This is a genomic window from Bradyrhizobium sp. USDA 4354, assembly GCF_054060315.1.
The window spans coordinates 304,298-325,907 of the sequence record NZ_JBSSDC010000001.1; the positions used below are offsets into that span (position 1 = coordinate 304,298).

Genomic DNA, 21,610 nt, shown 5'->3' on the forward strand with positions numbered 1-21,610 from the left:
GAATGTCCCTTTTTTGTACGCGATACATTTTCACGAGGGGACATACCGGGCTTTCACCGGTACGGAGGGGCGGCATCATGCCTTTGGACTGATGTGGGTGGGGTCCAACCCGCCGTGCCCGCATTGCTAGCACGCCGAATCTTGCTTCCGGATTAAGGCCCACTTGAATTTCGCAGTAAAATCATATGGTTAACATTACCTGTCGCTAACCATGACCAGCGTGTATCGCTTAACCATACCCAGCCGGCCAGCGATCGCGGCTCTTACGAGAACGACCGCACCAGTCCGGAGGCGAGCAGGTTCCAGCCGTCGATCAGCACGAAGAACAGCATCTTGAACGGCAGCGCGAGAATCGTCGGCGGCATCATCATCATGCCCATCGACATGGTCAGCGTCGCCACGATCATGTCGATCACCAGGAACGGCAGGATGATGAGGAATCCGATCTCGAACGAGCGCCTGAGCTCGGAGATCATGAAGGCCGGAATGATGACGCGCAAATCGATCCGCTTGTCGTCGAACTTCTTGCGGAAGCTCTCCGCGGCGAGCGCTTCGAAAGTCTGGAGATCCTTGTCCCGGACATGGGCCAGCATGAACTCGCGGAACGGATCGGTGATCTTCAGATAGGCTTCCTCTTCCGAGATCTCGTTCTTCATCAGCGGCTGGACGCCGCTCTCCCACGCCCTGTCGAAGGTCGGCGCCATGACGTAGAAGGTCATGAACAACGCGAGACTGATCAGCACCAGGTTGGCAGGCGTGGTCTGAAGGCCAAGACCGGCGCGCAGGAACGACAACGCCACCGCAAATCGCGTGAAGCTCGTCACCATGATGAGCAGTCCCGGCGCCACCGACAGCACCGTGATCAGCGCCATAAGCTGGATGATCCGGCCGCTGGTCGAGCCGTTTCCCGGCGGCAACAGGGAATTCAGGTCCGGAATCTGGGCCAACGCCGCTTCGGGCAGCACGACCAGAACCAACGCGAGCAGCAGGATTCTCAGTCTCACTGGATCACCAGCGTCTCGATGATCAATTCGCGGACCTTGCCCGACGAGCGGATGGTGGCGCGCTCGGTCAGGTCGTCACGCAGATGCTGGAGCCCGCGCGATCCCTCGAACTGCGAAACCGTCGCCGAACGCAGATAGGTCACGATGTCCTCGCTGATATGGGCCGCCAGAATGCCGGCATCCTCGTCGCTCATGCTGTCGGTCACCATGGAGGCTTCGATTCGCGCCCAGTTGTTGGCCGGCGCGGCGAGATTGGTCACGATCGGAGACAGTTTCCTGAGCCGCGCGCTGCCGGCGTAGCCCGAGGCGATCGGCGGCGGCGTGGCGCTCTTCTTGGCGTCGGCGACGCGCTCGGCGGTCGCGATCAGATGCAGCCCGGCAACGGCGCCCGCGCCGATCGCGATCAGGGTCAGCACGACGATGGCGGCGATCAGGCGCATGGCGTCCCCCGCCGTCCCGGTGCGCCCCTCCGGCTGCGAACCTCAGAATGGTGCCACGGCGTCATAGATCCGGTGTCCCCATCCAGGCTGCTGCACGTCCGACAGATTTCCGCGCCCGCCATAGGACACGCGCGCCTCGGCGATCTTGTCGTAGGAGATCGTGTTGGCTCGCGAGATGTCGCGCGGCCGCACGATGCCGCCGACGTTGAGCACGCGCATCTCGGTGTTGACGCGAAATTCCTGCGATCCGCTGATCATCATATTGCCGTTCGGCAACACGTCGGTGACGATGGCCGCGATCGACAGCTTAATGTCCTCGGTGCGGTCGATCTGGCCGTTGCCCTTGATCTGGGTGTTGGTGCTGAGGTTGGCGTTGGCCGAACCCGTGTCGTTCCATCCGGCCACGTCCATCAGCCAGTCGAGCCCGAACTTGATCTGCGAATCGCGCGAGCGGCCGGTCTTGTTGTCGAGCTTGGCCTTATCCTGCATTGAGATGATCACCGTCACGACATCACCGGTGCGCCGGGCGCGGGGATCGCGGTAGAGATCGGTGCCGTCGTCCCAGGTCGAGCGATAGCTGACGGGCGTGCGCATGCGCGGCGTCACCGGAATCGGATCGGCCTGCGTCCTGAGGCCGCTCCCGACCGGCGACAGTCGCGGGCCGGTCAGGACCTCGGCGGGATCGTGGTAGCATCCGGCCAGGGGCACCGATGCGAGCGCGAGCGAGAGGATGAGGATCGGCTTGTTCATCTATTTGGTCTTTCCGTCATCCACGCGGCGCATCCCGCCCAGCAGGTCGGCGAGGTGCGCCGCGCGTGCCGTATCCATCTCATTGAAGATCGCGCTCGAGCTCCTCGGGCTGAGCTTGGCGAGCACGGCGGCGGCGGTCTCGTCGGCCATGCCGGCGATCTGGGTCGCCGCAGCTTCGGGCTTCATGCGCGAATAGATCTCGACCACGCTCGCTTCGGCCTTCTTCAGGAAGTCGTCGCGCAGCGCCATCCACTTCTCGTATTCGGCGCGCTTGGCCTCGACTTCGGCGATGCGCTCGCGGAGCAGGGTCTCGGCCTTCTCCAGCTCCTTGAGCTGCCAGGCCAGCCTTGCGTCGACGGCGGGATCGGCGACGTTGCTGCAGAACAGGGCGATTTCGCTGTCCGGGGCCGGCGCAGCCTGCGGCGGCGTGGGCTTCGGCGACGCCGTGACGCTACCGGGCTTGGCCGGACGTACCGGGGTGGGCGTAGCCGCGGGTGCCGGCGTCTCCGGAGCCGGCACGGCACCGGTGATCGCGGGTCCCGAATCTTCGGCCGCCCATGCCGTCGCCCGGATCGAAGCATCGTCGCCTGGAATTGCGGTGGCCGGTGGCTGCGGCTTCTGCGGTCCGGGTGCGCGGGCGCGCGCGAAGGAGAGCAGGTTCAGCGGCTTCGACGGCTTGGCCTCCTCCAGTGCCAGGACGGGCGATGCGGTCGCGAGCACTGATGCCGCGGCCAGCAGGAGGAGTTTGGCTTTGTGATCCAGCTTCAGCATCGGGCCGCGTGCGATTCTCGCTTCAGACTGAGCATTGAGCGACCAAGCTTGCACGACGCTTGTGCATCATTGCACGATGACGTCGGCCTGGAGCGCGCCTGCGGTCTTGATCGCCTGAAGGATCGCGATGATCCCCGATGGCTTCAGGCCGATCTGGTTCAGCCCGCGCACCAGGCGCTGGAGATCGACCCCGCTCAGGATCGCCACCTGCGATCCGGCCTCGTTGGCCTCGACCACCGTCTGCGGAACGACCACCGTCTGCCCCCGCGAGAACGGCGCCGGCTGCGACACCACCGGCATCTCCGTGACACGAACCGTCAGATTGCCGTGGGTCACGGCGACGGTCGATATCCGAACGTCGCGCCCGATCACGACCGTGCCGGTGCGCTCGTTGATCACGACCCGCGCCGGCGTGTCCGGCTCGACCGCCAATTCGCCGATCTCAGCGAGGAAGCGGACAGGGCCGATATGGCGCGGCTTCGACAGCACGATGGTGCGGTAGTCGCGCTCAAAGGCAATCTGCGCGCGGTAGCGTCCGCCGGCGTAGCGGTTGATGGCGTCGAGGATGCGCGTCGCGGTGACGAAGTCCGGGTTCTTCAACTGTAGCACCAGGAACTCCATCTCGTGGAGACTTCCCTGCACCTCGCGTTCGACCAGGGCACCGTTCGGGATGCGTCCAGCCGTCGGCGTGCCCTGGCTGACGTTCTGCGCCTGGCCTCCGACGCTGTAACCGGCGACCGTGATCGCGCCCTGCGCCACGGCATAGACGGCGCCGTCCGCCGCGCGCAGCGACGTCATGACCAACGTGCCGCCGAGCAGCGACGTCGCATCGCCGAGCGACGACACGGTGACGTCCATGCGCTCGCCGGGCCCGATCGAGGGCGGCAGGTCCGCAGTCACCATCACCGCCGCGACGTTGCGCGTGCGCAGCGTGGTCGGACGCGTGGGGTTGTTGGTGCTCGTCGCCTCGTTCCTGACGTTGATGCCCATGTTCTCGAGCATCGATTGCAGGGACTGTTCCGTGAACGGAGCATTGCGAAGCGTGTCGCCGGTGCCGTTCAGCCCGATGACGAGGCCGTAGCCGACGATCTGGTTCTCGCGCAAACCCTTGATGTCCGCGATGTCCTTGATGCGGACGGCGGCCTGGGCGCTGGCGGTCGACATGAGCAGAACTAGCGCAAGCAGGAGTCTGGTCATGACCCGTCCACGACCTTGACGGTGCCGTCCGGCTGGACGACGCCCCTGATGATCACCCCGGTGTCCGTATTGCGCACCGGGATGAGCGCGCCGGCCGCGCCCGACTGCATCGCCGAACCGTAAGTGACGATGGACAGGCCGCTGTCTTCGACCACGACCTTGACCATGGCACCGCGGGCGACGGTCCAGGGATCTTCCACCGAATTGGTCGGAATGGGCTGGCCCGGCAACAGTGCGCGCCGCGCCATGCGGCCGATCAGGACCTGGCGCCCTTCGATGAACATGGCGACGCCGAGCAGGCTCGGCGCGAAGGCACGCTCGGTGATCATCTCCTCGCGGATCAGCTCGCCGGCGCGGATCGAGACGGCCGGCACGGGAAGCCGCTTCTCCTCGGCCGCAGCGACCTCCGCCGCGGCGAGAACCAGCAGCACGGCGGCCAACCCGCGCACGATCAGGCCCACCCTGTTCAACATCGAGACACCGGAACTAGCGCATGCCCTTCGAGACCGTCTGGGCCATCTCATCCGAGGCCTGGATGACCTTGGCATTCATTTCGTAGGCGCGCTGCGCCGAGATCAATTCGGTGATCTCCTTGACCGGGTCGACGTTCGAGGCCTCGAGCCATTTCTGGTTGATCTTGCCGTAGCCGGCATCGCCCGGCAGCCCGACGACCGGTGTGCCGGACGCCGTGGTCTCGCGATAGAGATTTCCGCCCAGCGGCTCCAGGCCGGCTTCGTTGGCGAAGTTGGCGAGGTTGAGCTGGCCGATCTGCCGCGGATTCACTTCGGTGTCCAGCTTGGCAAACATCTGGCCGGTCTGGTTGACCGTGACCTCGACCGTTCCTTGCGGGATCGTGATCGCGGGATCCAGCAGGTAACCGTCAATCGTGACAAGTTGGGCGTTGGCGTTGACGTTGAACGAGCCCGCACGGGTGTATTGCACCTCGTTGTTGGGTCCGAGCACCTGAAACCAGCCGCGGCCGTTGATCGCGAGGTCGTAGGGATTGCCGGTCTGCGTCAGCGCGCCCTGGATGTGCAGCTTGCGGATCGCCGCCGACTTGACACCGAGGCCGAGATTGGCGCCTTCCGGAATCGGCGAGGAGCCGTTGGTGTTCGCGACGCCCTGCATGCGGTCCATCTGGTAGAACAGATCGGTGAACTCCGCGCGCGCCCGCTTGTACGAGGTCGAGTTGATGTTGGCGATGTTGTTCGCGATGACTTCGATGTTGGTCTGTTGGGCATTCATGCCCGTGGCCGCAATAGCAAGCGATTTCACTTAACCCACTCCTTCAGATCAAATCGACATCCGAACGACTTCCTGGTAGGCCTGCACGACCTTGTCGCGAACCGCGACCGCCGTCTGCAGGGCCTGCTCGGCCGACATCAGCGCCTCCACGACGCGGCGCGTCGATTCCTTGCCCTGCATCGCCGAGATCGACGCCGCCTCGCCCGCCTTCAGCGTCCCGATCGCGTCAGTCGTCACTTGCTTCATCACCGATTCGAAGCCGACGTCGTCACTGGTCTGGATCGCGGTGGTCGCCGCCGGAGCGACGGCCTGCGTCTCGGTTGCGCGGGTCGTCGCCTGGCCGGCGGATATCGCCGTGGATGAAATCGCCTCAAGCATTGTCAGCTCCTCAAGAGGTCGATGGTCATGCCGAGCATGGACCTCACCTGCTTCACGACCTGGAGATTGGCTTCATAGGACCGGTTGACCTCCCGCATGTCGGCCATCTCGATCATCATGTTCACGTTCGGCAGCTTGACGTAGCCGGCCTTGTCGGCAGCGGGATGCCCCGGATCGTACTCCACGCGGTACGGCGTGGTGTCGACCCCGATCTCCTTGACCTTCGCGAGCTGCCCGCCCGAGGCACGGTCCATCGCGGCGTCGAAGGTGATGGTCTTGCGCTGATACGGATCGGCGCCGGCGGTGCGCCCCGTCGAGGTGGCGTTCGCGAGATTCTCCGAGACGATGCGCATGCGCGTCGACTGCGCTTCGAGCCCCGAGCTCGCGACCGACAGAGAGGCGCTCAATGAGTCCAGCATGTCAATTCACCTCAGGCCTTTGCACTCGACAGCACCATGCGGTGAAACGACCGCACGATCGCCGCGTTCATCGAATAGTCGCGGCTGACGTCGCTGCCCTTGATCATTTCCTGCTCGAGGCTGACGGAGTTGCCGGAGTGAACCACTTCCCAGCTGTCCTTCTTCGCGGTCGCCCGCGTGTCGGTCTCGGCTGCGGACAATTGCATGTGCGACGGCGATGTCGTCGCAAGCCTGACCGGCATGCCGTCGAGCACCTTGTTGAAGGGCTCGACATCGCGCGCCCGAAAGCCCGGCGTGTTGGCGTTGGCGACATTGGTGGCGATGGTCGACTGGCGCAGTTCGAGGTACCGCGCCTGCGATGATGCGAGTTCGAAGAGATAAAGCGGTCCCACGACGGCTCCATTCTGATCCGTTCGGGACAAGCCTAGGGCGTTAAGCTTTCGTCAAGCTGATGCGCGGACCACCGTCCTCGGAAATCTACTGGACCTTCTCGGGCCGCGGCGTCTGCTTGGATTGGAGGAAGTAGATGATCTCGGCGACCGGCCGGAAGAATTCCGCCGGAATCACCTGATCGACCTGGACTGCCTCGTAGAGCGCGCGCGCCAACGCCTTGTTCTCGATGACGGGGATTCGGTTCTGCTCGGCGACCTCGCGGATCTTCAGCGCGATCACGTCCATGCCCTTGGCCACCACGAGCGGCGCGGCGTTCTCCTCGCGCTTGTAGCGCAGCGCGATCGCGAAGTGTGTCGGGTTCGCAATCACCAGCGTCGCGCGCGCGGCGGAGGCGATCATGCGTTGGCGCGAACGGTCGCGCGCCAGCGAGCGCAGGCGCGCCTTGATCAGCGGATCGCCTTCCGCCTGCTTGTGCTCGTCCTTGATCTCCTGCTTGGTCATGCGCAGCTCGCGCCGCCAGTGGAAGCGCGCCCAGGCCAGATCGATCGCCACCAGGACGATGGTCGCGATGCAGATCGCCGACACGATTCGCATCGCGATGTTGAGAATCATCTCCGGCAGCGCGACCGGATCGGTGTACATCGCCTCGAACGCCCTCGCTTCGGACGAGCGCAGCACGAAGGCGACGACGGCGGTCACCGCGGCGAGCTTGAACAGCGACTTGGCGAACTCGATCAGGCCCTGCGTCCCGAACAACCGGCTCCAGCCGCTGACCGGAGAGATTCGCGACAAGTCCGGCTTGATGCGCTCGAGCACCAGGCGCGGCGCGTTCTGCAGCAGCGACGCGGCCAGCCCGAACACCACCAGGATGACGACCAGCGGCACCAGGAACCGCAGTGCCTGAAGGCCGACCACGGTGAGCAGGTTCTGCGCATCCGCGCCGGTCGAGAGCGGGAAGCCCTCGGGATCGTCGAGGAGGCTCTTCAGCGTCGGCGTCAGTTGCTGCACGCCCTGGCCGATCAGGAACGCCTGGATCACCATCAGCGCGGCCATCGAGGCGAAAATGGATGCCTCCCGAGAGACCGGAATCTTGCCCTGTTCGAGCGCATCGCGGACTTTCTTCTCGGTCGGCTCTTCTGTCTTGCTCTCCTGATCGGATGTTTCTGCCATGCCCGTTCAGCGGTCAGCGGAAGACCAGCTCATCCTCCTGCTCGGGGTTGAGCTCGATTTCGCCTTTCTCCGCCAATTCGAGCGCGAGGTCGGTGATCACGCGCCGCGCCTCCAGCACGTCGCGCTGGTTCGACGGCTCGCCGATGGCGAGCTCGTGCTCGACGACGCGGCGGACGCGCGAGGCGACCGAGGACAGGATCAACTCGCGGAAATGCTTGTCGGTGCCCTTCAGCGCGACGACGATGCGATCGGTCGGCACCTGGTCGAAGATCATGGTGCGCGCCTTCGGCGTCAGGTTGACCACGTCGTCGAAGGTGAACAGCAGCTCCTTCAGCACTTCGGCCGACTTCGGCCGCTTCTCCGACAGGCTCTTCAGCATGTCCTCGATGTGGCCGCGTTCCATCTTGTTGATGATGTCGGCGACGCGGGCGTAGGTGTCGGCGCCGAGGTTGCGGGCGAAGTTCAGCGTCAGGTCCTCATGCAGCGTCTTCTCGATAATGCGCAGGGCGTCATCGACGATCGGCTTGAGGCTCAGCACACGCCGCATCAATTCGTTGCGCAGGCTCGAGGGGAGCTGGCTCATGACCTTGGCAGCGCAGGCCGGCTTGACCTTGGACAGGATCAGCGCCGCGGTCTGCGGATGCTCCTTGGACAGGTAGCTCGCCAGCGAGTTTTCCGACACTGACGAGACTCGGTCCCATACCGACCGGCTCGAATTGCCGAGCAGATCCGACATGATCTGCGAGACCTGGTCGGCCGGCAGCACGTCGCCGAGCACGGCTTCCAGTCCGCCGAGCGTGCCGAGAATGTTCGCGCCCATCGAGAACTGCTGGGCGAACTCCTCGACGATTCCCTCGAGCTCCTGCGCGGTGATCGGCCGCAGCTCCGCCGCCGCCTTGGTGACGATGCGGATCTCCTGCGGCTCGAACTGCTGCAGCACGCTCGCCGCCGCCTGCCGGCCCATCGCCAGCAGGAGCGCGGCGACCTTTTCCGTGCCGCCCAGCGTGGTAACGCCTCGCTGCTTGACGGGAGCGATGCCGACCGGTGCCGCCATGGTCAGGTATCACCCTGCCCCAGCGGTCCGACGATCTCCGTGAGCGAGACGCCGAAGCGGGAATTGTCCTCTTCGACGACGACCACCTCGCCGCGGGCGACGATGCGGCCGTTGACGACGACATCGACGGGCTCCCCGACCCGGTGATCGAGCGGAACCACCGCGCCGCGGCCGAGCTTCATCAGGTTTGCCACCGGAATGGTCGCCGATCCGAGCACCACCTGCATGGTGACGGGAATGCGCAGGATGGCGTCGACATTGGCGAACTTGCCGGTCTCCTCGGCCGTGCGCTGGGCGATCTCCGCCAGCCGCTCCAGCGGAGACGTCTCGGCCTCTGCCGATGCAGGTGCAGACTCATAGTCGAAGGATTGCGCCATTTGGTATCGCCTCTTGGTATTTCCACTCCCGGAGCGCCGCGGCGTTCCGATCGTATTCGTTCTGCCGGCTTCGGCTTCAATGCTTGTTCAGGTCGGCGCCCGCGGTCGCGGCGGGTACGAGCCCGCTCCGCGCATCGAGCGCCGCGATCGCCTCGTGCGCCTGATCGATCTTCGTGCTCAGCACGTTGGCGAGCCTTCCGAGATTGGCGGTAGAATCGTGCGCCGCCGAGATGACCGTGTCGAACGCACCCGCGGTCTCGTGCACGATGGTCGAGAATTCACCCTGATAACTGCGCAACCGCGCCAGCTCACGGTGCATCCTGGTGACCCGCATGCTGGTGAAGGCGAGCGCAATCAGCAGCACGACATCAACGAGATAGGATATCATCGACGAACTCCCGCTTCTGATCGACGGGATCTGCCACCTGCATGGCGTAATAGCCATCAAGCTGGCCGATCTGACACCAGAACAGCACCTGGTTGTTGCTTTCGAGACGGGCCAGCGTGCGCGGCGTGGCCTCGAGCTCGAGCACCTGCCCCACCTTGAACTTCACGACGTCGCCGAGCGTCACCATCTTCTCGTCGAGCACCGCGCTGAGCGTCACCTCGGTCCGGTGGACCTCGCTCTCCATCTGCTCGCGCCAGCGCGGATCGGTGGCACGGCCGTCGCTGACGACGACGTGAGCGAGCTTCTGCCTGAGCGGGTTGAGCGCGGAGTGCGGAATGATCAGGAACATCTGGCCGCCGCGGTAGAGCGCCTGCACCATCATGTTCGCGCAAATCGACATGTTGCTGGCGCGCCCGATCGCCAGCGACGCCATCGCCGTCTCGACCCGCTCGACGCGAAAGGTGACGTTCGAAGTGCCGGCGAAGGCGGATTGCAGCGCCTTGGCGAAGCGCTCGAACAACGCCTGCACCAGTCGGAGCTCGATGTTCGAGAACGAGCGCTCGACGTCGAGCGGCGGCTCGGCGCCGTCAGAGCCGAACATCGCCTCGACCATCGTGAACACGAAGTCACGGTCGAGCATGATGATGACGCGCGAGTCCCACTGCTCGGCATAGAGCACCGCCGCGACCGCATTGGCCTCGTAGTCCTTGATGATGTCGCCGACGCGGTCGTTGGTGATGCCGTTGACCGAGAAATAGCAGGGCGTTCCAGCCATCGGCTGCAGGCTGTCGGTGCACGATGCGGCCATGCGATCGAAGATCACATTGAGCATCGGCATACGATCGATCGATATGCCGGCGGCGTCCAGCAGGTAGTTCGGCAGCTGCTTGCGCTGATCGACCTCGGCGTCTTCCATCATCATGCGCGCGCCGCCTTGGGTTCGGCCTCGGTTACGACCGCCTTGGGACCTGCGATGGTCTCATTCTCGACGACGTCGATCGATGGCCGCTCCGTGCTCGCGATCATCTTGCGGCCGTGCTCGACGGCGATCTGCGGCATGGCACCGTTCATGAACGCCAGCAGCGTCTGCTTGACGATGATGTAGGGCCGGCATTTCTTCTCGCGCGTCATCTTGATCTTGATCGCGAAGGGCGAAAGGACGCCATAGGACAGGAAGATGCCGGCGAAGGTGCCGACAAGGGCCGCGCCGATGAAGCCGCCGAGCAGCTTCGGGGATTGGTCGAGCGCGCCCATCGCCTTGATGACGCCGAGCACGGCGGCGACGATGCCCAGCGCCGGCAGCGCCTCGGACACCGTCACCAGCGCATGATAGGGCGCCAGCTTGCCCTTCACTATAGTGTGGATCTCCTCGTCCATCAGCGCCTCGATCTCGTGCGTGCGCGCATTGCCCATGATGATGAGGCGGACATAGTCGCAGATGAACTGGAGTAGCGAGGGATCTCCGAGCACGCTCGGGAACGCCTTGAAGATCTCGGAGGACGAGGGGTCGTCGATATGCGCCTCGACCTCATTGCGGCCCTTGCCCCGCAGCTCACGCATCAGCGCATGCAGCGCCCCGAGCAGGTCGAGATAATAGCGCTGCCCCGGCACTGCGCCGGCGATGGCCTGCATGCAGGCAACGCCGGTGTCCACGACCGTCTTCCACGGATTGGCCACGATGAAGGTGCCGGCCGCGGTGCCCATGATGATCACGAACTCCCACGGCTGCATGAGCACGCCAAGGTGCCCGCCCATGGCAGCAAATCCACCGAGCAGCGCCGCTACCGTGATGAAAACCCCCACGAAACTGCCCAACGCGCCACTCCATCGCCGATCCCACTGGGAATATCTAGTCGGCGACGCTTGCGCGAAGCTGGCTTCTTCGTCGCCAGCCCCGCGCAAGCAATTGGCGGCAGCTTGAAGCGGTGTCGCAACGGCGGCCAGAGGGGCGCGTGTCATGCTATCCACCATCGCGGACTACACCAGGCTGACCAAGGACATGGGCAAGTCGCTGACGCAGGTCGCGAAGCAGCCGGACGTCAGCCGCGAGACCGATTATTTCCTCAGCCATATCGGCAAGGTGAAGACCATCGACGATTTCCTGAAGGACTATCGTCTCTATTCCTACGCGATGAAGGCCTATGGCCTCAGCGACATGACCTATGCCAAGGCGTTCATGCGCAAGGTGCTGACCGAGGGGGTCGCGAGCAAGGACGCCTTCGCCAACAAGCTGACCGACACCCGCTACCGGCAATTCGCAACCGCCTTCAATTTCGCCGCCCTCGGCGACAAGGCGACCCAGACCGCCGCGGCCACGACCGGTACCGCGACCCAATACGTCACGCAGACGATGGAGGAGAAGGCCGGCGATCAGAACGAGGGCCTGCGATTGGCGCTGTATTTCACCCGCAAGGCTTCCACGATCACGACCGCCTACCAGATCCTCGCGGACAAGGCGCTGACGCAGGTGGTTCAGACCGCGCTCGGCCTGCCGGCGACGATCAGCTCGGCCGACATCGACGCCCAGGCCAAGATGATCGCGAGCAAGATCAACCTCACCGACTTCCAGGACCCGGCCAAGGTGACCAAGTTCGTGCAGCGCTTCGCGGCGATGTGGGATGCGACCCAGGCCCAGAGCGACAGCTCGACCAATCCCGCGCTGGTCCTGATCGCCGGCGCCGCGACGTCGATCAGCATGGATACCAACGTGCTCACGACGCTTCAGAACATCAAGTTCAACAGGTAAGTCATGCAATCGGCTCTCTATGTGGGATTGTCGGCGCAGGTCGCCCTCGAGAAGCGCCTCCAGACGATCGCCAACAACGTCGCCAACGTCAACACGGCGGCGTTCCGCACCGACGTGGTGAAGTTCGAGACCGTGCTGTCCAAGGCGGGGCCGACCCCGGTGGCGTTCTCCTCGCCCGGCGACAACATCATCTCGCGCGAGATGGGCAACATCACCGAGAGCGGCAACCCGCTCGACGTCGCCGTGGTCGGCCAGGGCTGGATCGCCTTCGCCGGTCCGAACGGCACGGTCTACACGCGCGACGGCCGCCTCCAGATCGCCCCCAATGGCGATCTTCAGACAGTGAGCGGCTTCCCCGTCGTCGATTCCGGCGGCGCGCAGATCACGCTCGACCCGAACGGCGGACCGATCTCGATCGCGCGCAGCGGCGCGATCACCCAGGACAACAACGAGATCGGCACCATCGGCCTGTTCAACATTCCACCCGACGCCAATCTCGAACGCTACGGCAATTCCGGCGTGACACCCGACCGGCCCGCGACCGCCATCGCCGATTTCTCCCGGGACGGCTTCAAGCAAGGCTATGTCGAGGGTTCCGGCGCCAATCCGATGCTCGAATTGACGCGGCTGATCTCGGCCTCGCGCGCCTTCGACGGCACCAACTCGATGATCGAGGGCACCGAGAGCTCGCTGCAGAACGCGATCCGGACGCTCGGCGAACCCGGCAAGTAGACTGCGCCTCGCGCTTTAGGTTGTTGTTTGAGCATGATCTTTCGGGAAAACCGCTGCACACTTTTCCGGATCATGCTTCAGGATTGAGGTTGGACGGTTTCCTTGAACGCTCTTCGGCAACTCGAGTGGGCGCTGCTGGAACTTCAGCAGAGCACTCCCCTGGCAAGCGTCAGCGGCGCGATCTCCGAGATCGCGCCGACGCATTTCCGCGTCTCCGGCCTGTCGCGCTTCGTCAGGCTCGGCGAGCTCATCGGCGTCAATTCGGCCGGCAAGCGCCAGATCGGCGAAGTGGTGCGGATCGACAGCGACGGCATCGTTGCCAAGCCGTTCGACCGGCAATTTGCCGGCGGGCTCGGCTCGGTCGCCTACCGGATGCCGCCTCTGGCCTTCGCGCCCGATCCGAGCTGGAAGGGCCGCGTCATCAACGCCCTCGGCGCGCCGCTGGACGGACAGGGGCCACTCACCCAGGGATCCCAGGCGGTCTCGGCGGAGGCGGAGGCGCCGTCGGCCATGAAGCGCGCACGCGTGCACAAGCCGTTGCGCACCGGCGTACGCGTCATCGACCTGTTTGCCCCGATCTGCGCCGGCCAGCGCGTCGGCATCTTTGCCGGATCGGGCGTCGGCAAATCGACGCTGCTTGCGATGCTCGCCCGCAGCCAGGGCTTTGACACCGTCGTGCTGGCCCTGGTCGGCGAGCGCGGCCGCGAGGTGCGCGAGTTCATCGAGGACGTGCTGGGCAGCGACCGTCACCGCGCCGTCACAATCGTATCGACGGGCGACGAAAGCCCGATGATGCGGCGGCTGGCGCCGAAGACGGCGATGGCGGTCGCCGAATATTTCCGCGACCGCGGCGAATCGGTCCTGCTCATGGTCGATTCGATCACCCGGTTCGCCCACGCCGCCCGCGAGGTCGCGCTCGCCGCAGGCGAGCCCGCGGTCGCGCGCGGCTACGCGCCGACGGTTTTCACCGATCTGCCGCGCCTGCTGGAGCGCGCCGGGCCCGGAGAGGAGGGATCCGGCACGATCACCGGAATCTTCTCCGTGCTGGTCGACGGCGACGATCACAACGAGCCGATCGCGGACACGATTCGAAGCACACTCGATGGGCACATCGTGCTCTCCAGACACATCGCCGACCAGGCGCGCTATCCGGCAGTCGACGTTCTGGCCTCGGTCTCCCGCCTCGCCCATAACGTCTGGGACCCCGAGGAGCGCGAATTGGTGAGCAAGCTGCGCGCCATGATCGCGAAATACGAGGACACGCGCGACCTTCGCCTGATGGGCGGCTATCAGTCGGGACGTGATTCGGGCCTCGACCAGGCGGTCGAGATGGTTCCGCGAATCTACAGCGCGATGCGGCAAGGCGCTTCGGCCCCGCCGAGCGCCGATCCATTCCGCGAGCTCCGGGACATGCTCAAGGGCGAATAGCAGGTGGAGAGGGGACGGCGCGAGCGCCGCCTGCCGCCCGTCCTGCTCGTGGTTTTCGACAGCAGATTGCGCATGTCGTCACGCTTCCAGCGCATGCGCGCGCACACCCATCACCGATTTCCGTCGTGAGCGCAACGCGCGGCAGTGGTGCAGACGATCGAGCGGACGATTCCGCGAGCACGGCGGCAACAACCGGCACGTGCAATTCCTGTGAGTTCCCCTGGCGTTTTTCCGACAGAACGCACAAGTTGTGGATGACGTGCCGCGCCAACATGATCCTCGTGCACAAGCTTCGATCAATTTGCGTCAACGACAGACAACAACGTGCCGTGCAATCAAACCTTCGTAAGTTGAGCGCAGGCTGCTCGTCAGGCAGCGTATTGCATTCACCATCATGTGTCCCGAAGCGTGAGATTGCCTTGAACGTTCCATTCGCTTGCGACGACATCCAGTCTCCGCGAGGGTCTCTACTTGATTTTGTTGAGAAGCTCATTCATCGTTTCCGCGGAATACAAGAAACGTCTGCTTGTGACTTGAACTTTGGGGGTTTCGGTTGAACTACTCCGATCCACCGTCTGCCGACGATGGCAACCCGGGCTCCCGCGCGACGACGACGTCGGCATGCCATCGGCGGCGCAGCCTCTCGCTCCGGACGATGCGACGCCCGTCGGCCAAGGTTCGGCGCGTTGCGGTCCGTGCCTTTGGACGAGGGTTCGACACGACATGCTGGTCGGACGCTCAGGGCGCAAGGCGGCTTCGGGACGCCGCAGACGAAGTTCCGGGGACGAGGTAGATTCATGCCATTGGCGCGAGAAGCCGTCGAGCTGCTGGTTCAGGCGGCGAGGGCTTGGTATTTCGAAGGCAATCAGCATGGATTGCGCGATCGGGAGTGGATGGCGCTGCGCTTTCTCGGCCGCGCCAACAGGTTTTCGCGCACCCCGTCCGCGCTGGCCGGCTTCATCGGCGCCACCCGAGCGACTGCATCGCAGATCGTGAAGACTCTGGAGAGCAAGTCCTTTCTGGTGCGAAAGCCGTCGCACGAGGACAAGCGTTCCGTCGTCCTGCACGTCACCGCTCAGGGCGAGAAATGCCTGAGCCAGCACGACCCGATCAACCACGTGATGAATGCGGTCACGGCGCTCGGGACCGACGAGTGCATCAGGCTGCGCGACTCTCTCCGCGAGATCCTCAATCATCTCGACGCGGCCCATCAGCGGCTCGATGCCAGCGTCTGCCGGGACTGCATGTTTCTCGCGGAGCGCGGCCCGGGCACCGGCAAGGGACGTGGAACCGCCGAATTCATGTGCCGGCTCTATCGTGCTCCGGTCTCGCTCGAGGAGACCGAACTGCTCTGCACCAGTTTCGAGCGCACGCGTGACCGCCCCAAGATCGAGCAGCATCTCGAACGCGCGCGCGTGGCCAGCCAGGGCTGAGGCGCGTCCAAGGTCGGAACGGACAACGGCGGCAAGGCCAGCGGAGAGAGTCCATGCCAACATCCATCGTTGGCAACTCTCGCGTCCCGGACAAGCTGCAACGCGGCGAGCGTTGCGGCGCAGAGTCGGTACCCAGAGCGACATGGTTCAATGCGGCGAGATGGGCACCGGCTCTGCGGCGCACCACTGAAGGAGCGCTGCGCTGCGTCCGGGGCACGAGAGAGGCGTGTGGCGCACACTCTCTCCTCCTCGTCATTGCGAGGAGCCCTTGCGACGAAGCAATCCAGAATCCCGCCGCGGAAAGATTCTGGATTGCTTCGCTGCGCTCGCAATGACGGAGTGTGAGGTGACAGCTTGGTGCTCCAAGTGACGCTGTCATTCCCCGCCTTGTGCGCACGCGCACTGGAGCGGGGAATCCAGTACGCCGCGGCCTCTCGATTCAATCACTGCCGTCTCGGAGTACTGGATCGCCCGGTCGAGCCGGGCGATGACAGATGACAGCGAATGTATGGCCGCAGACGCGGCTTCACGTTCTCGCGGCTGATTTCGCCCGAGCTTTGCTTCGTCTTGCCACCCTCTGAAACCAAGAGGGCGCAGGGAAGGCCGGGTGCTGACCTCGCACCCGCGGTCCGCTGCGCGAGAAGCACACGCAGGAAGAACCGCACAGCAGCATACAGGTGGTGCCAATCACTCGGCCTTCCCTGCGCGATGGTTGGACGGCTTATGCCGTGCTCTCCCGGGAGCCGAGTTCCTTCTGGCCTCCCTCGCCTTCGCGAAATTCACCGGCACCCGCGCCGGTTGACGCGACTGCCGCATCCGCCAAGGCTTGACCGTAGCAACGACGGCCAGGACCACACGGTTTTGCCGTACGCACGGCCCGCCATTTCGCCGCAGTTTTCCCGGCCCCGTCGACGGAGCCGGAAACTTACAGGCGAGACGAACCTGACAGCGCCGCTCGTCCGCACGAAGCCTCGGGCTCACGGAGAGCAATCCGCCCTGCCCTTGACATCTCGTACACGACGCTGCTGCGTCCACCGCAAGCCCAGCTCGCGAACATGACGACCTCATGATCGCCCCTCAAGAATGAGCCGGGATGGGGCGACACATACGATATTTCCGAATTTCGGCAAAGAGGAATATTTTGCGCCGGCGGGTTGACAGCCGGGCGACACATCCCGGTCCCATATATCACGCAGAATGCACACAAAAAAACACCCGGCGGTTTCCCGCCGGGTGCTCGTCGAAAGGCTTCGACAGATATTACCAGTTGCGCTGGGCGCGGAGCAGCAGCGTGAAGCTGTCCTGGTCCTTCAGCTCGTACGCAGCGGTCGGCTTGGCCGTGTTGGCAGCCGGGCTGAGCACGGCAGTGCCCGAGTACTTCTGGTCGAGACGGGTCCAGTTCAGGTCGCCCGAGAAGGTCAGGTTCTTGACCGGGGTCCAGCGGGTGATGATGCCGATCTGGCCGATCGCGAAGTCAGGGTTACAACCCGTGACACCCGCGAGGCCGCCGAACACGCCGCCAGCACCGCCGGCGCCACAGAGCGCGGTCTTGGCGAGCGTGCCGAACTGCGCCTGAGCATAAGCACCGTAGAGCGCGGTGTTCCAGTACGGATCCCAGTTGTGGGTGTACGCACCACGGAAGCCCCAGGTCTTGACCGTCTCCTGCTGCGAGCCGGTGACGAACACCGTGTCAGGAGCATTGGCGAAGCCGACGCTCTGATAGGCGATGCCCGAGCTGCCGTACATCTGGTAGGAGCTGCCCGCCAGGTTCTGGAAGTTGTAGCGGGTCGCACCGTCCGTGTAGACGCCCTGGATGTTGATCACATCACCCGCACCGGTCGGGATGTTCTTGATCGACAGAGCGAGCTGAACCGCCCAACCCCACTTGTCGTCGGGGTGGCCAGTGGTCTCGGTCGCGCCGTAATAGGCGACGTGGTTGTCATGCGCAGCAACCGACGCCTGGAACAGGCCCCAGGCCTGGTCGACACGGACCATACCGACGAGGTTCGGCGAACGCGAGCCGCCGATGGCGTTCGAGCCATACGAACCGCCAACCATGCCAGCGGCAGTCGCGCCGGTCATGTTGAGGTTGCCGGCCTGGTAGTAGGCCGTCGCATCTTCGGCCGAGAACGACGCCGTGATGCCCTGACCGAAGTCAGCGGTGTAGGTGAACTGGTTCACGCCAGTGACGGTGCCGCTGCCGCCGACGAGGCTGTCGATGTTGTTGCCGGGATAGTTGGTCCAGGGCGCGTCGAACTGCGACACGGCCTTACCCATGGTGAAGCCGGCGAACTGGATGAAGGCGTAGTACACGCCGAGCGAACCACCCGAGGTGCCGCCGTCGGTCGAGTTGATGGTGGTGGTACCGGCCGTCGTGGCTGTGTAACCAGTCGTGCCAGTAGCGGAGCCCGTGCCGACGTAGCCACCGGTCGTCCAGGTGAAGACCGCGTCGAAGTAGGTGCGGACGACGCCGTATTCGGTCGCGGTGCGCGTGTCGATGTTGAGGTCTTCACGAGCGCGCATCTGGTAGTAGTTGCTCAGGCGGTTGTGCGCACCGGCGGGAGCGCCGTTCGAGATGCCGTAGTTGCTGTTGGTGTTGAACGCGACTTCAGCGCGCAGATAACCACCCAGCTTGATGCAGGTGTCGGTGCCCGGGATGTAGTAGAATCCAGCGCCGTACAGCGAGCAGATCTTCACATATTCGACCGCCTTGGCCTTCACGGGGAGATCGGCAGCGAACGCCCCGGAGGCGGCCATCAGGCCGGCAGCCGAGCCGAGCAAAAGCGTCTTCGTCAACTTCATTAGGTAAACCTCCAGGTCGATTCAGGGGCTCGGCTTCCTCGGAGGACACCGCTTCACCCTCATAATTTCCGTTCAATTCAGATCCGCACTGAAGGTCCGGACTGAAACGACAGCGAGGTGCCCCCCCTCCGTCGTGCCTCACGTATAGTTTATAAAAACAATGGCCTCAATTTATTGATTTAGTGAATCTACAGTTCGGCGCGGAATGTTGCCCGGGCGCAACAGGGAGAGCCGGGGAACCTGTCAACAAATTGTAATAAAAAGAAAAAGCCCTCAGGGGGCATCCCGAGGGCTTTCTTGGAGGTCTCACATCGCTGCCTGTCGCAATGGTCAAGAGCAGCAAATTCTGAGTGCGGGGAGACGTAATTTAATTAATTGCTTTTTGCAAGCACCAAGTGGCCAATCTGTTCGCGCGATGTTGCGTCTACCGCCATGATCATTGCGCGATATTCGAGACGTCCCCCCAATATCCCGGTAAAAGACTGATCCAAGAACAATAAAAAACCGGTCAAAGCCAAACGGGGAGCCGCATGCTCGAGAAGAAACTCGACAGGGCGATTACGGACTTCATCTGGAACGTCGTCGAAATTCACGCTCAGCTGGAGGACATTCACACCAGCTGGGCCGGACTGCTGGGCATTACCCAGCCGCAATGGCTGATCCTGATGGCGATCACTGAACTGGACGAGGGGCGCGGCGTCGCCGGCATCGACATCGCCAACAAGCTGCGGGTCCACCCGGCCTTCGTGACCAACCAGACCAAGTCCCTCGAAAAGAGTGGCCTTCTGTCGCGGCGACCGGCTGCGGACGATGCCCGCTTCGTCCTGATGTCGCTCACGACGAAGGCGACGACGGAGATCGAAAAATTGTCGAAGCGAAAGCTCGCCTTGAATTCGACGATGTTCAACGATTTCGACGAGAAGACCTTGGCTGAATTGAACGCTTCGCTCGCAACCATCGCCAAGAACGCCCGGCTGGCTGCGCGATTGCTGGCTATCGACGCGTCCTGATCCGCTGCTGCCGGGCATCAAATGAGCGCCCGAGCCGGGGCGCTGCTGTCGTCGCGCCGCCAGGTCCTGCGATGCCGCGAGACAAGCTAGAGGTGGGTCACCGGATCAAGCTGACGGGCAGATCCAAGCTTGCTGTCGAGCCACTTGAGAATGAAATCGTCAACGGCGATGAAATTCTCGACCTCGCCGAGCGGGTGCGGGACGTTGTTGGGCACGACGACCGAGCAATCAACTCCAATCTGCCGATAGTCGGCTTGCAGCTCGAGAGCATCATGCTCCCACATCATGGAGCGACTCCCGACGACCATGAGCAGCGGGCACGGGATCCGACGCTGCGGCAGCATTGCCTCTCTCGAGACCCGGTCAGGAACGGCCGGCCCGAAGCCGGTCATCAAGCGAAGTGACGCCTGACACATGACGGTGGTCGCAAGCCCGCCGTCGCACACGGCCGCCGCGATCCTGCGATCCGAGAGCGCGAGGCGGGAGGCATGGGAGGCGCCCGCCCCTTCGCCATAGATTCCGATCCGCCGCGGGTCGACATCGGGGCGAGCTTCCAGATAGTCCAGCCAGAACTGAAGCCTGTGCTCCGGCTTGAAGGAGCGATGAACCGTTGAATTGGCGGCATCAACGAGCAGCAGCGACATGGTCCCGCAGAGCGAGGCTGGCAACAGCCTGCTCATCATCGAGCCCAAAGTGGCGCCCTCGTCACCGACGCAGATCACCGCTGGTGCGGCAGACCCGCGACGGAGCGCCGGCAGAAAGAAGCCAGCCAGCGCACCTTGGTCGAAGCAGTCGATCTTGACGCGCTCAATCGCCAGACCAGCCTCTGTCTCGAGACCTCTCAGGCTGGTACTGACCTCGTCTGCGAGGTCGGCACTCTCGGCATCTCCCGGACAAGACAGGCTTCTGGCGACTTCAAGGGCCGTCAACGAACATAGCCAAGCTTCCCCGGCAATCGGAGAGGAACGCGTTTCGCGCGCAGATTCGGCCAATGTCCGGTAGTCGTCTGCGACCCTCAACCAGTCTGAAATCCACAGATGCCGGTGCGTCTCACGCGCAAGCTCTGCGACGGACAGGCTTTCGAAAAATTGCGATGCGCGATCCCGCAAGCGTGCCAGGTTTCGACCGGCGCCGTCGCACGAGCGGTGAGGCCAATGATCACCTTCCATGTCAGTCCCCCGAACGGCGCCGTCAACGGTTGGCCGGACTTGCGTCCGGATCGGCCGGCTTCGCGTTCTGCTTGGCCCCGTGCACGCCTGCTCGATGCGATCGCAGGCGCGCCTGATCGCGTCCATTGCGCCTGCGCCTGGCGATGCTGCCCATCTCGGCGATTTCCTTCAGCGCCATCTCGGCGCTGCGACAGCGCGAAACGGTCTGCATTTCAAACGCGCGTGCTTGGGCACAAAGTCCAGGCCGGCTCACCCCAATCGTCACGTCCCAGCTCCGTCGCTGACAGACAGTTTATCGCCGCGCACCCTGCCAACTTTGCGATGCGGGCTTTGTCGTTTCTTGTTGCGGTCGGCGAGTCAAAAATACTTGGCGTGCCGACAGAAGAGACATGCCTGTGTAGGCCGCGATTGTGAAAGCACGATGTGGTGAAGGATGCGGCGCATCGCCACCGCATCAATGCCGAGTGCCGAGGTGGCAGGAGAACCGCCAAGACCCGCCATTGTGCCGCTCATCCGCGAGCGACGTGTGACGACGACGTTGCGCCTACGGCGAGCTGGAATGAGCCGGGACACCTGAAAGATCCCGATCCGGAAAGCGCAGTATTCTCGAACGAGCAAGGACCCGAGCCTTTTGCCCCACGGCTTGGGACCCCTCGCGCCGCCTTGTATGCATTATCCCAGTTGCCATCCCCACCCAGTTCGCT

24 protein-coding genes are annotated in these 21,610 nt (G+C 64.0%); 5 read left to right on the top strand and 19 right to left on the bottom strand.

Features of this window, described 5'->3' with window-relative positions; genetic code table 11:
* Positions 1-263: 263 nt before the first annotated feature.
* From fliP to motA, 16 genes are all read right to left on the bottom strand, one after another.
* Positions 264-1,004 carry a flagellar type III secretion system pore protein FliP gene (gene fliP, locus ACVIIV_RS01450; protein WP_456742575.1) on the bottom strand — a complete coding sequence of 247 codons (741 nt, stop codon included), beginning with the start codon at positions 1,002-1,004 and terminating at the stop codon, positions 264-266.
* Positions 1,001-1,444, bottom strand: a complete 444-nt coding sequence (locus ACVIIV_RS01455; RefSeq protein ID WP_456742576.1) for a flagellar basal body-associated FliL family protein — start codon at positions 1,442-1,444, stop codon at positions 1,001-1,003. The genes fliP and ACVIIV_RS01455 overlap by 4 nt, the downstream gene beginning before the upstream one ends.
* Before the next feature lie 42 nt (positions 1,445-1,486).
* The gene (flgH, locus tag ACVIIV_RS01460) at positions 1,487-2,194 is read right to left on the bottom strand and encodes a flagellar basal body L-ring protein FlgH (RefSeq protein WP_456742577.1); all 708 of its coding nucleotides are present in this window, start codon (positions 2,192-2,194) and stop codon (positions 1,487-1,489) included.
* Entirely contained in the window at positions 2,195-2,965 is a 771-nt protein-coding gene (locus tag ACVIIV_RS01465; protein ID WP_456742578.1) for a MotE family protein, read from the bottom strand.
* Between the two features lie 66 nt (positions 2,966-3,031).
* On the bottom strand, positions 3,032-4,162 hold the full coding sequence (gene flgI, locus ACVIIV_RS01470) for a flagellar basal body P-ring protein FlgI (protein WP_456742579.1): 1,131 nt from the start codon (positions 4,160-4,162) through the stop codon (positions 3,032-3,034).
* Positions 4,159-4,635, bottom strand: a complete 477-nt coding sequence (flgA, locus tag ACVIIV_RS01475) for a flagellar basal body P-ring formation chaperone FlgA (protein WP_456742580.1) — start codon at positions 4,633-4,635, stop codon at positions 4,159-4,161. Before flgA ends, flgI begins: the two co-directional genes overlap by 4 nt.
* 13 nt (positions 4,636-4,648) lie before the next feature.
* A complete protein-coding gene (gene flgG / locus ACVIIV_RS01480; RefSeq protein WP_456742581.1) occupies positions 4,649-5,437 on the bottom strand; it encodes a flagellar basal-body rod protein FlgG in 789 nt (262 codons plus the stop codon).
* Positions 5,438-5,455: 18 nt separating this feature from the next.
* Positions 5,456-5,785, bottom strand: coding sequence for a flagellar hook-basal body complex protein FliE (locus tag ACVIIV_RS01485; protein WP_456742582.1), 330 nt, complete (start codon positions 5,783-5,785; stop codon positions 5,456-5,458).
* Between the two features lie 2 nt (positions 5,786-5,787).
* Positions 5,788-6,204 (bottom strand): flagellar basal body rod protein FlgC, encoded by a 417-nt coding sequence (gene flgC, locus ACVIIV_RS01490; RefSeq protein ID WP_456742583.1) that lies wholly within the window; start codon positions 6,202-6,204, stop codon positions 5,788-5,790.
* A gap of 11 nt (positions 6,205-6,215) precedes the next feature.
* Positions 6,216-6,596: a flagellar basal body rod protein FlgB gene (flgB, locus tag ACVIIV_RS01495; protein ID WP_456742584.1), complete on the bottom strand. Its 381-nt coding sequence runs from the start codon at positions 6,594-6,596 to the stop codon at positions 6,216-6,218.
* 85 nt (positions 6,597-6,681) lie between these two features.
* Positions 6,682-7,767, bottom strand: a complete 1,086-nt coding sequence (gene flhB, locus ACVIIV_RS01500; protein ID WP_456742585.1) for a flagellar biosynthesis protein FlhB — start codon at positions 7,765-7,767, stop codon at positions 6,682-6,684.
* A gap of 13 nt (positions 7,768-7,780) precedes the next feature.
* Positions 7,781-8,821, bottom strand: coding sequence for a flagellar motor switch protein FliG (locus ACVIIV_RS01505; RefSeq protein ID WP_456742586.1), 1,041 nt, complete (start codon positions 8,819-8,821; stop codon positions 7,781-7,783).
* 2 nt (positions 8,822-8,823) lie between these two features.
* Entirely contained in the window at positions 8,824-9,198 is a 375-nt protein-coding gene (fliN, locus tag ACVIIV_RS01510; protein WP_027572802.1) for a flagellar motor switch protein FliN, read from the bottom strand.
* A 76-nt stretch (positions 9,199-9,274) separates the two neighbouring features.
* Positions 9,275-9,586, bottom strand: a complete 312-nt coding sequence (locus tag ACVIIV_RS01515) for a hypothetical protein (RefSeq protein WP_456742587.1) — start codon at positions 9,584-9,586, stop codon at positions 9,275-9,277.
* Complete coding sequence (locus tag ACVIIV_RS01520; RefSeq protein WP_456742588.1) at positions 9,567-10,508, bottom strand: flagellar motor switch protein FliM; 942 nt, start codon at positions 10,506-10,508, stop codon at positions 9,567-9,569. Before ACVIIV_RS01520 ends, ACVIIV_RS01515 begins: the two co-directional genes overlap by 20 nt.
* Positions 10,505-11,401, bottom strand: coding sequence for a flagellar motor stator protein MotA (gene motA, locus ACVIIV_RS01525; protein ID WP_456742589.1), 897 nt, complete (start codon positions 11,399-11,401; stop codon positions 10,505-10,507). The genes ACVIIV_RS01520 and motA overlap by 4 nt, the downstream gene beginning before the upstream one ends.
* A 142-nt stretch (positions 11,402-11,543) precedes the next feature.
* Here motA and ACVIIV_RS01530 point away from each other — a divergent pair, with 142 nt between their 5' ends.
* The 4 genes from ACVIIV_RS01530 to ACVIIV_RS01545 all read left to right on the top strand — a co-directional run bounded on the left by ACVIIV_RS01530 (position 11,544) and on the right by ACVIIV_RS01545 (position 15,925).
* Positions 11,544-12,332, top strand: a complete 789-nt coding sequence (locus ACVIIV_RS01530; RefSeq protein WP_456742590.1) for a DUF1217 domain-containing protein — start codon at positions 11,544-11,546, stop codon at positions 12,330-12,332.
* Between the two features lie 3 nt (positions 12,333-12,335).
* Complete coding sequence (gene flgF / locus ACVIIV_RS01535; protein WP_456742591.1) at positions 12,336-13,064, top strand: flagellar basal-body rod protein FlgF; 729 nt, start codon at positions 12,336-12,338, stop codon at positions 13,062-13,064.
* 102 nt (positions 13,065-13,166) lie between these two features.
* Positions 13,167-14,492, top strand: a complete 1,326-nt coding sequence (gene fliI, locus ACVIIV_RS01540; RefSeq protein ID WP_456742592.1) for a flagellar protein export ATPase FliI — start codon at positions 13,167-13,169, stop codon at positions 14,490-14,492.
* Between the two features lie 797 nt (positions 14,493-15,289).
* Positions 15,290-15,925, top strand: a complete 636-nt coding sequence (locus tag ACVIIV_RS01545; protein ID WP_456742593.1) for a MarR family winged helix-turn-helix transcriptional regulator — start codon at positions 15,290-15,292, stop codon at positions 15,923-15,925.
* Positions 15,926-17,185: 1,260 nt separating this feature from the next.
* On the opposite strand, the gene ACVIIV_RS01550 is transcribed toward ACVIIV_RS01545, so the two are convergent.
* The gene (locus ACVIIV_RS01550; protein ID WP_456742594.1) at positions 17,186-18,727 is read right to left on the bottom strand and encodes a porin; all 1,542 of its coding nucleotides are present in this window, start codon (positions 18,725-18,727) and stop codon (positions 17,186-17,188) included.
* Positions 18,728-19,257: 530 nt separating this feature from the next.
* On the opposite strand from ACVIIV_RS01550, the gene ACVIIV_RS01555 reads away from it, so the two are divergent.
* Positions 19,258-19,737, top strand: a complete 480-nt coding sequence (locus ACVIIV_RS01555) for a MarR family winged helix-turn-helix transcriptional regulator (protein ID WP_456742595.1) — start codon at positions 19,258-19,260, stop codon at positions 19,735-19,737.
* Between the two features lie 86 nt (positions 19,738-19,823).
* On the opposite strand, the gene ACVIIV_RS01560 is transcribed toward ACVIIV_RS01555, so the two are convergent.
* Both ACVIIV_RS01560 and ACVIIV_RS01565 read right to left on the bottom strand, forming a co-directional pair.
* On the bottom strand, positions 19,824-20,906 hold the full coding sequence (locus ACVIIV_RS01560; RefSeq protein WP_456742596.1) for an alpha/beta hydrolase: 1,083 nt from the start codon (positions 20,904-20,906) through the stop codon (positions 19,824-19,826).
* Positions 20,907-20,928: 22 nt separating this feature from the next.
* Complete coding sequence (locus ACVIIV_RS01565; protein WP_456742597.1) at positions 20,929-21,084, bottom strand: hypothetical protein; 156 nt, start codon at positions 21,082-21,084, stop codon at positions 20,929-20,931.
* Between the last annotated feature and the right edge of the window lie 526 nt (positions 21,085-21,610).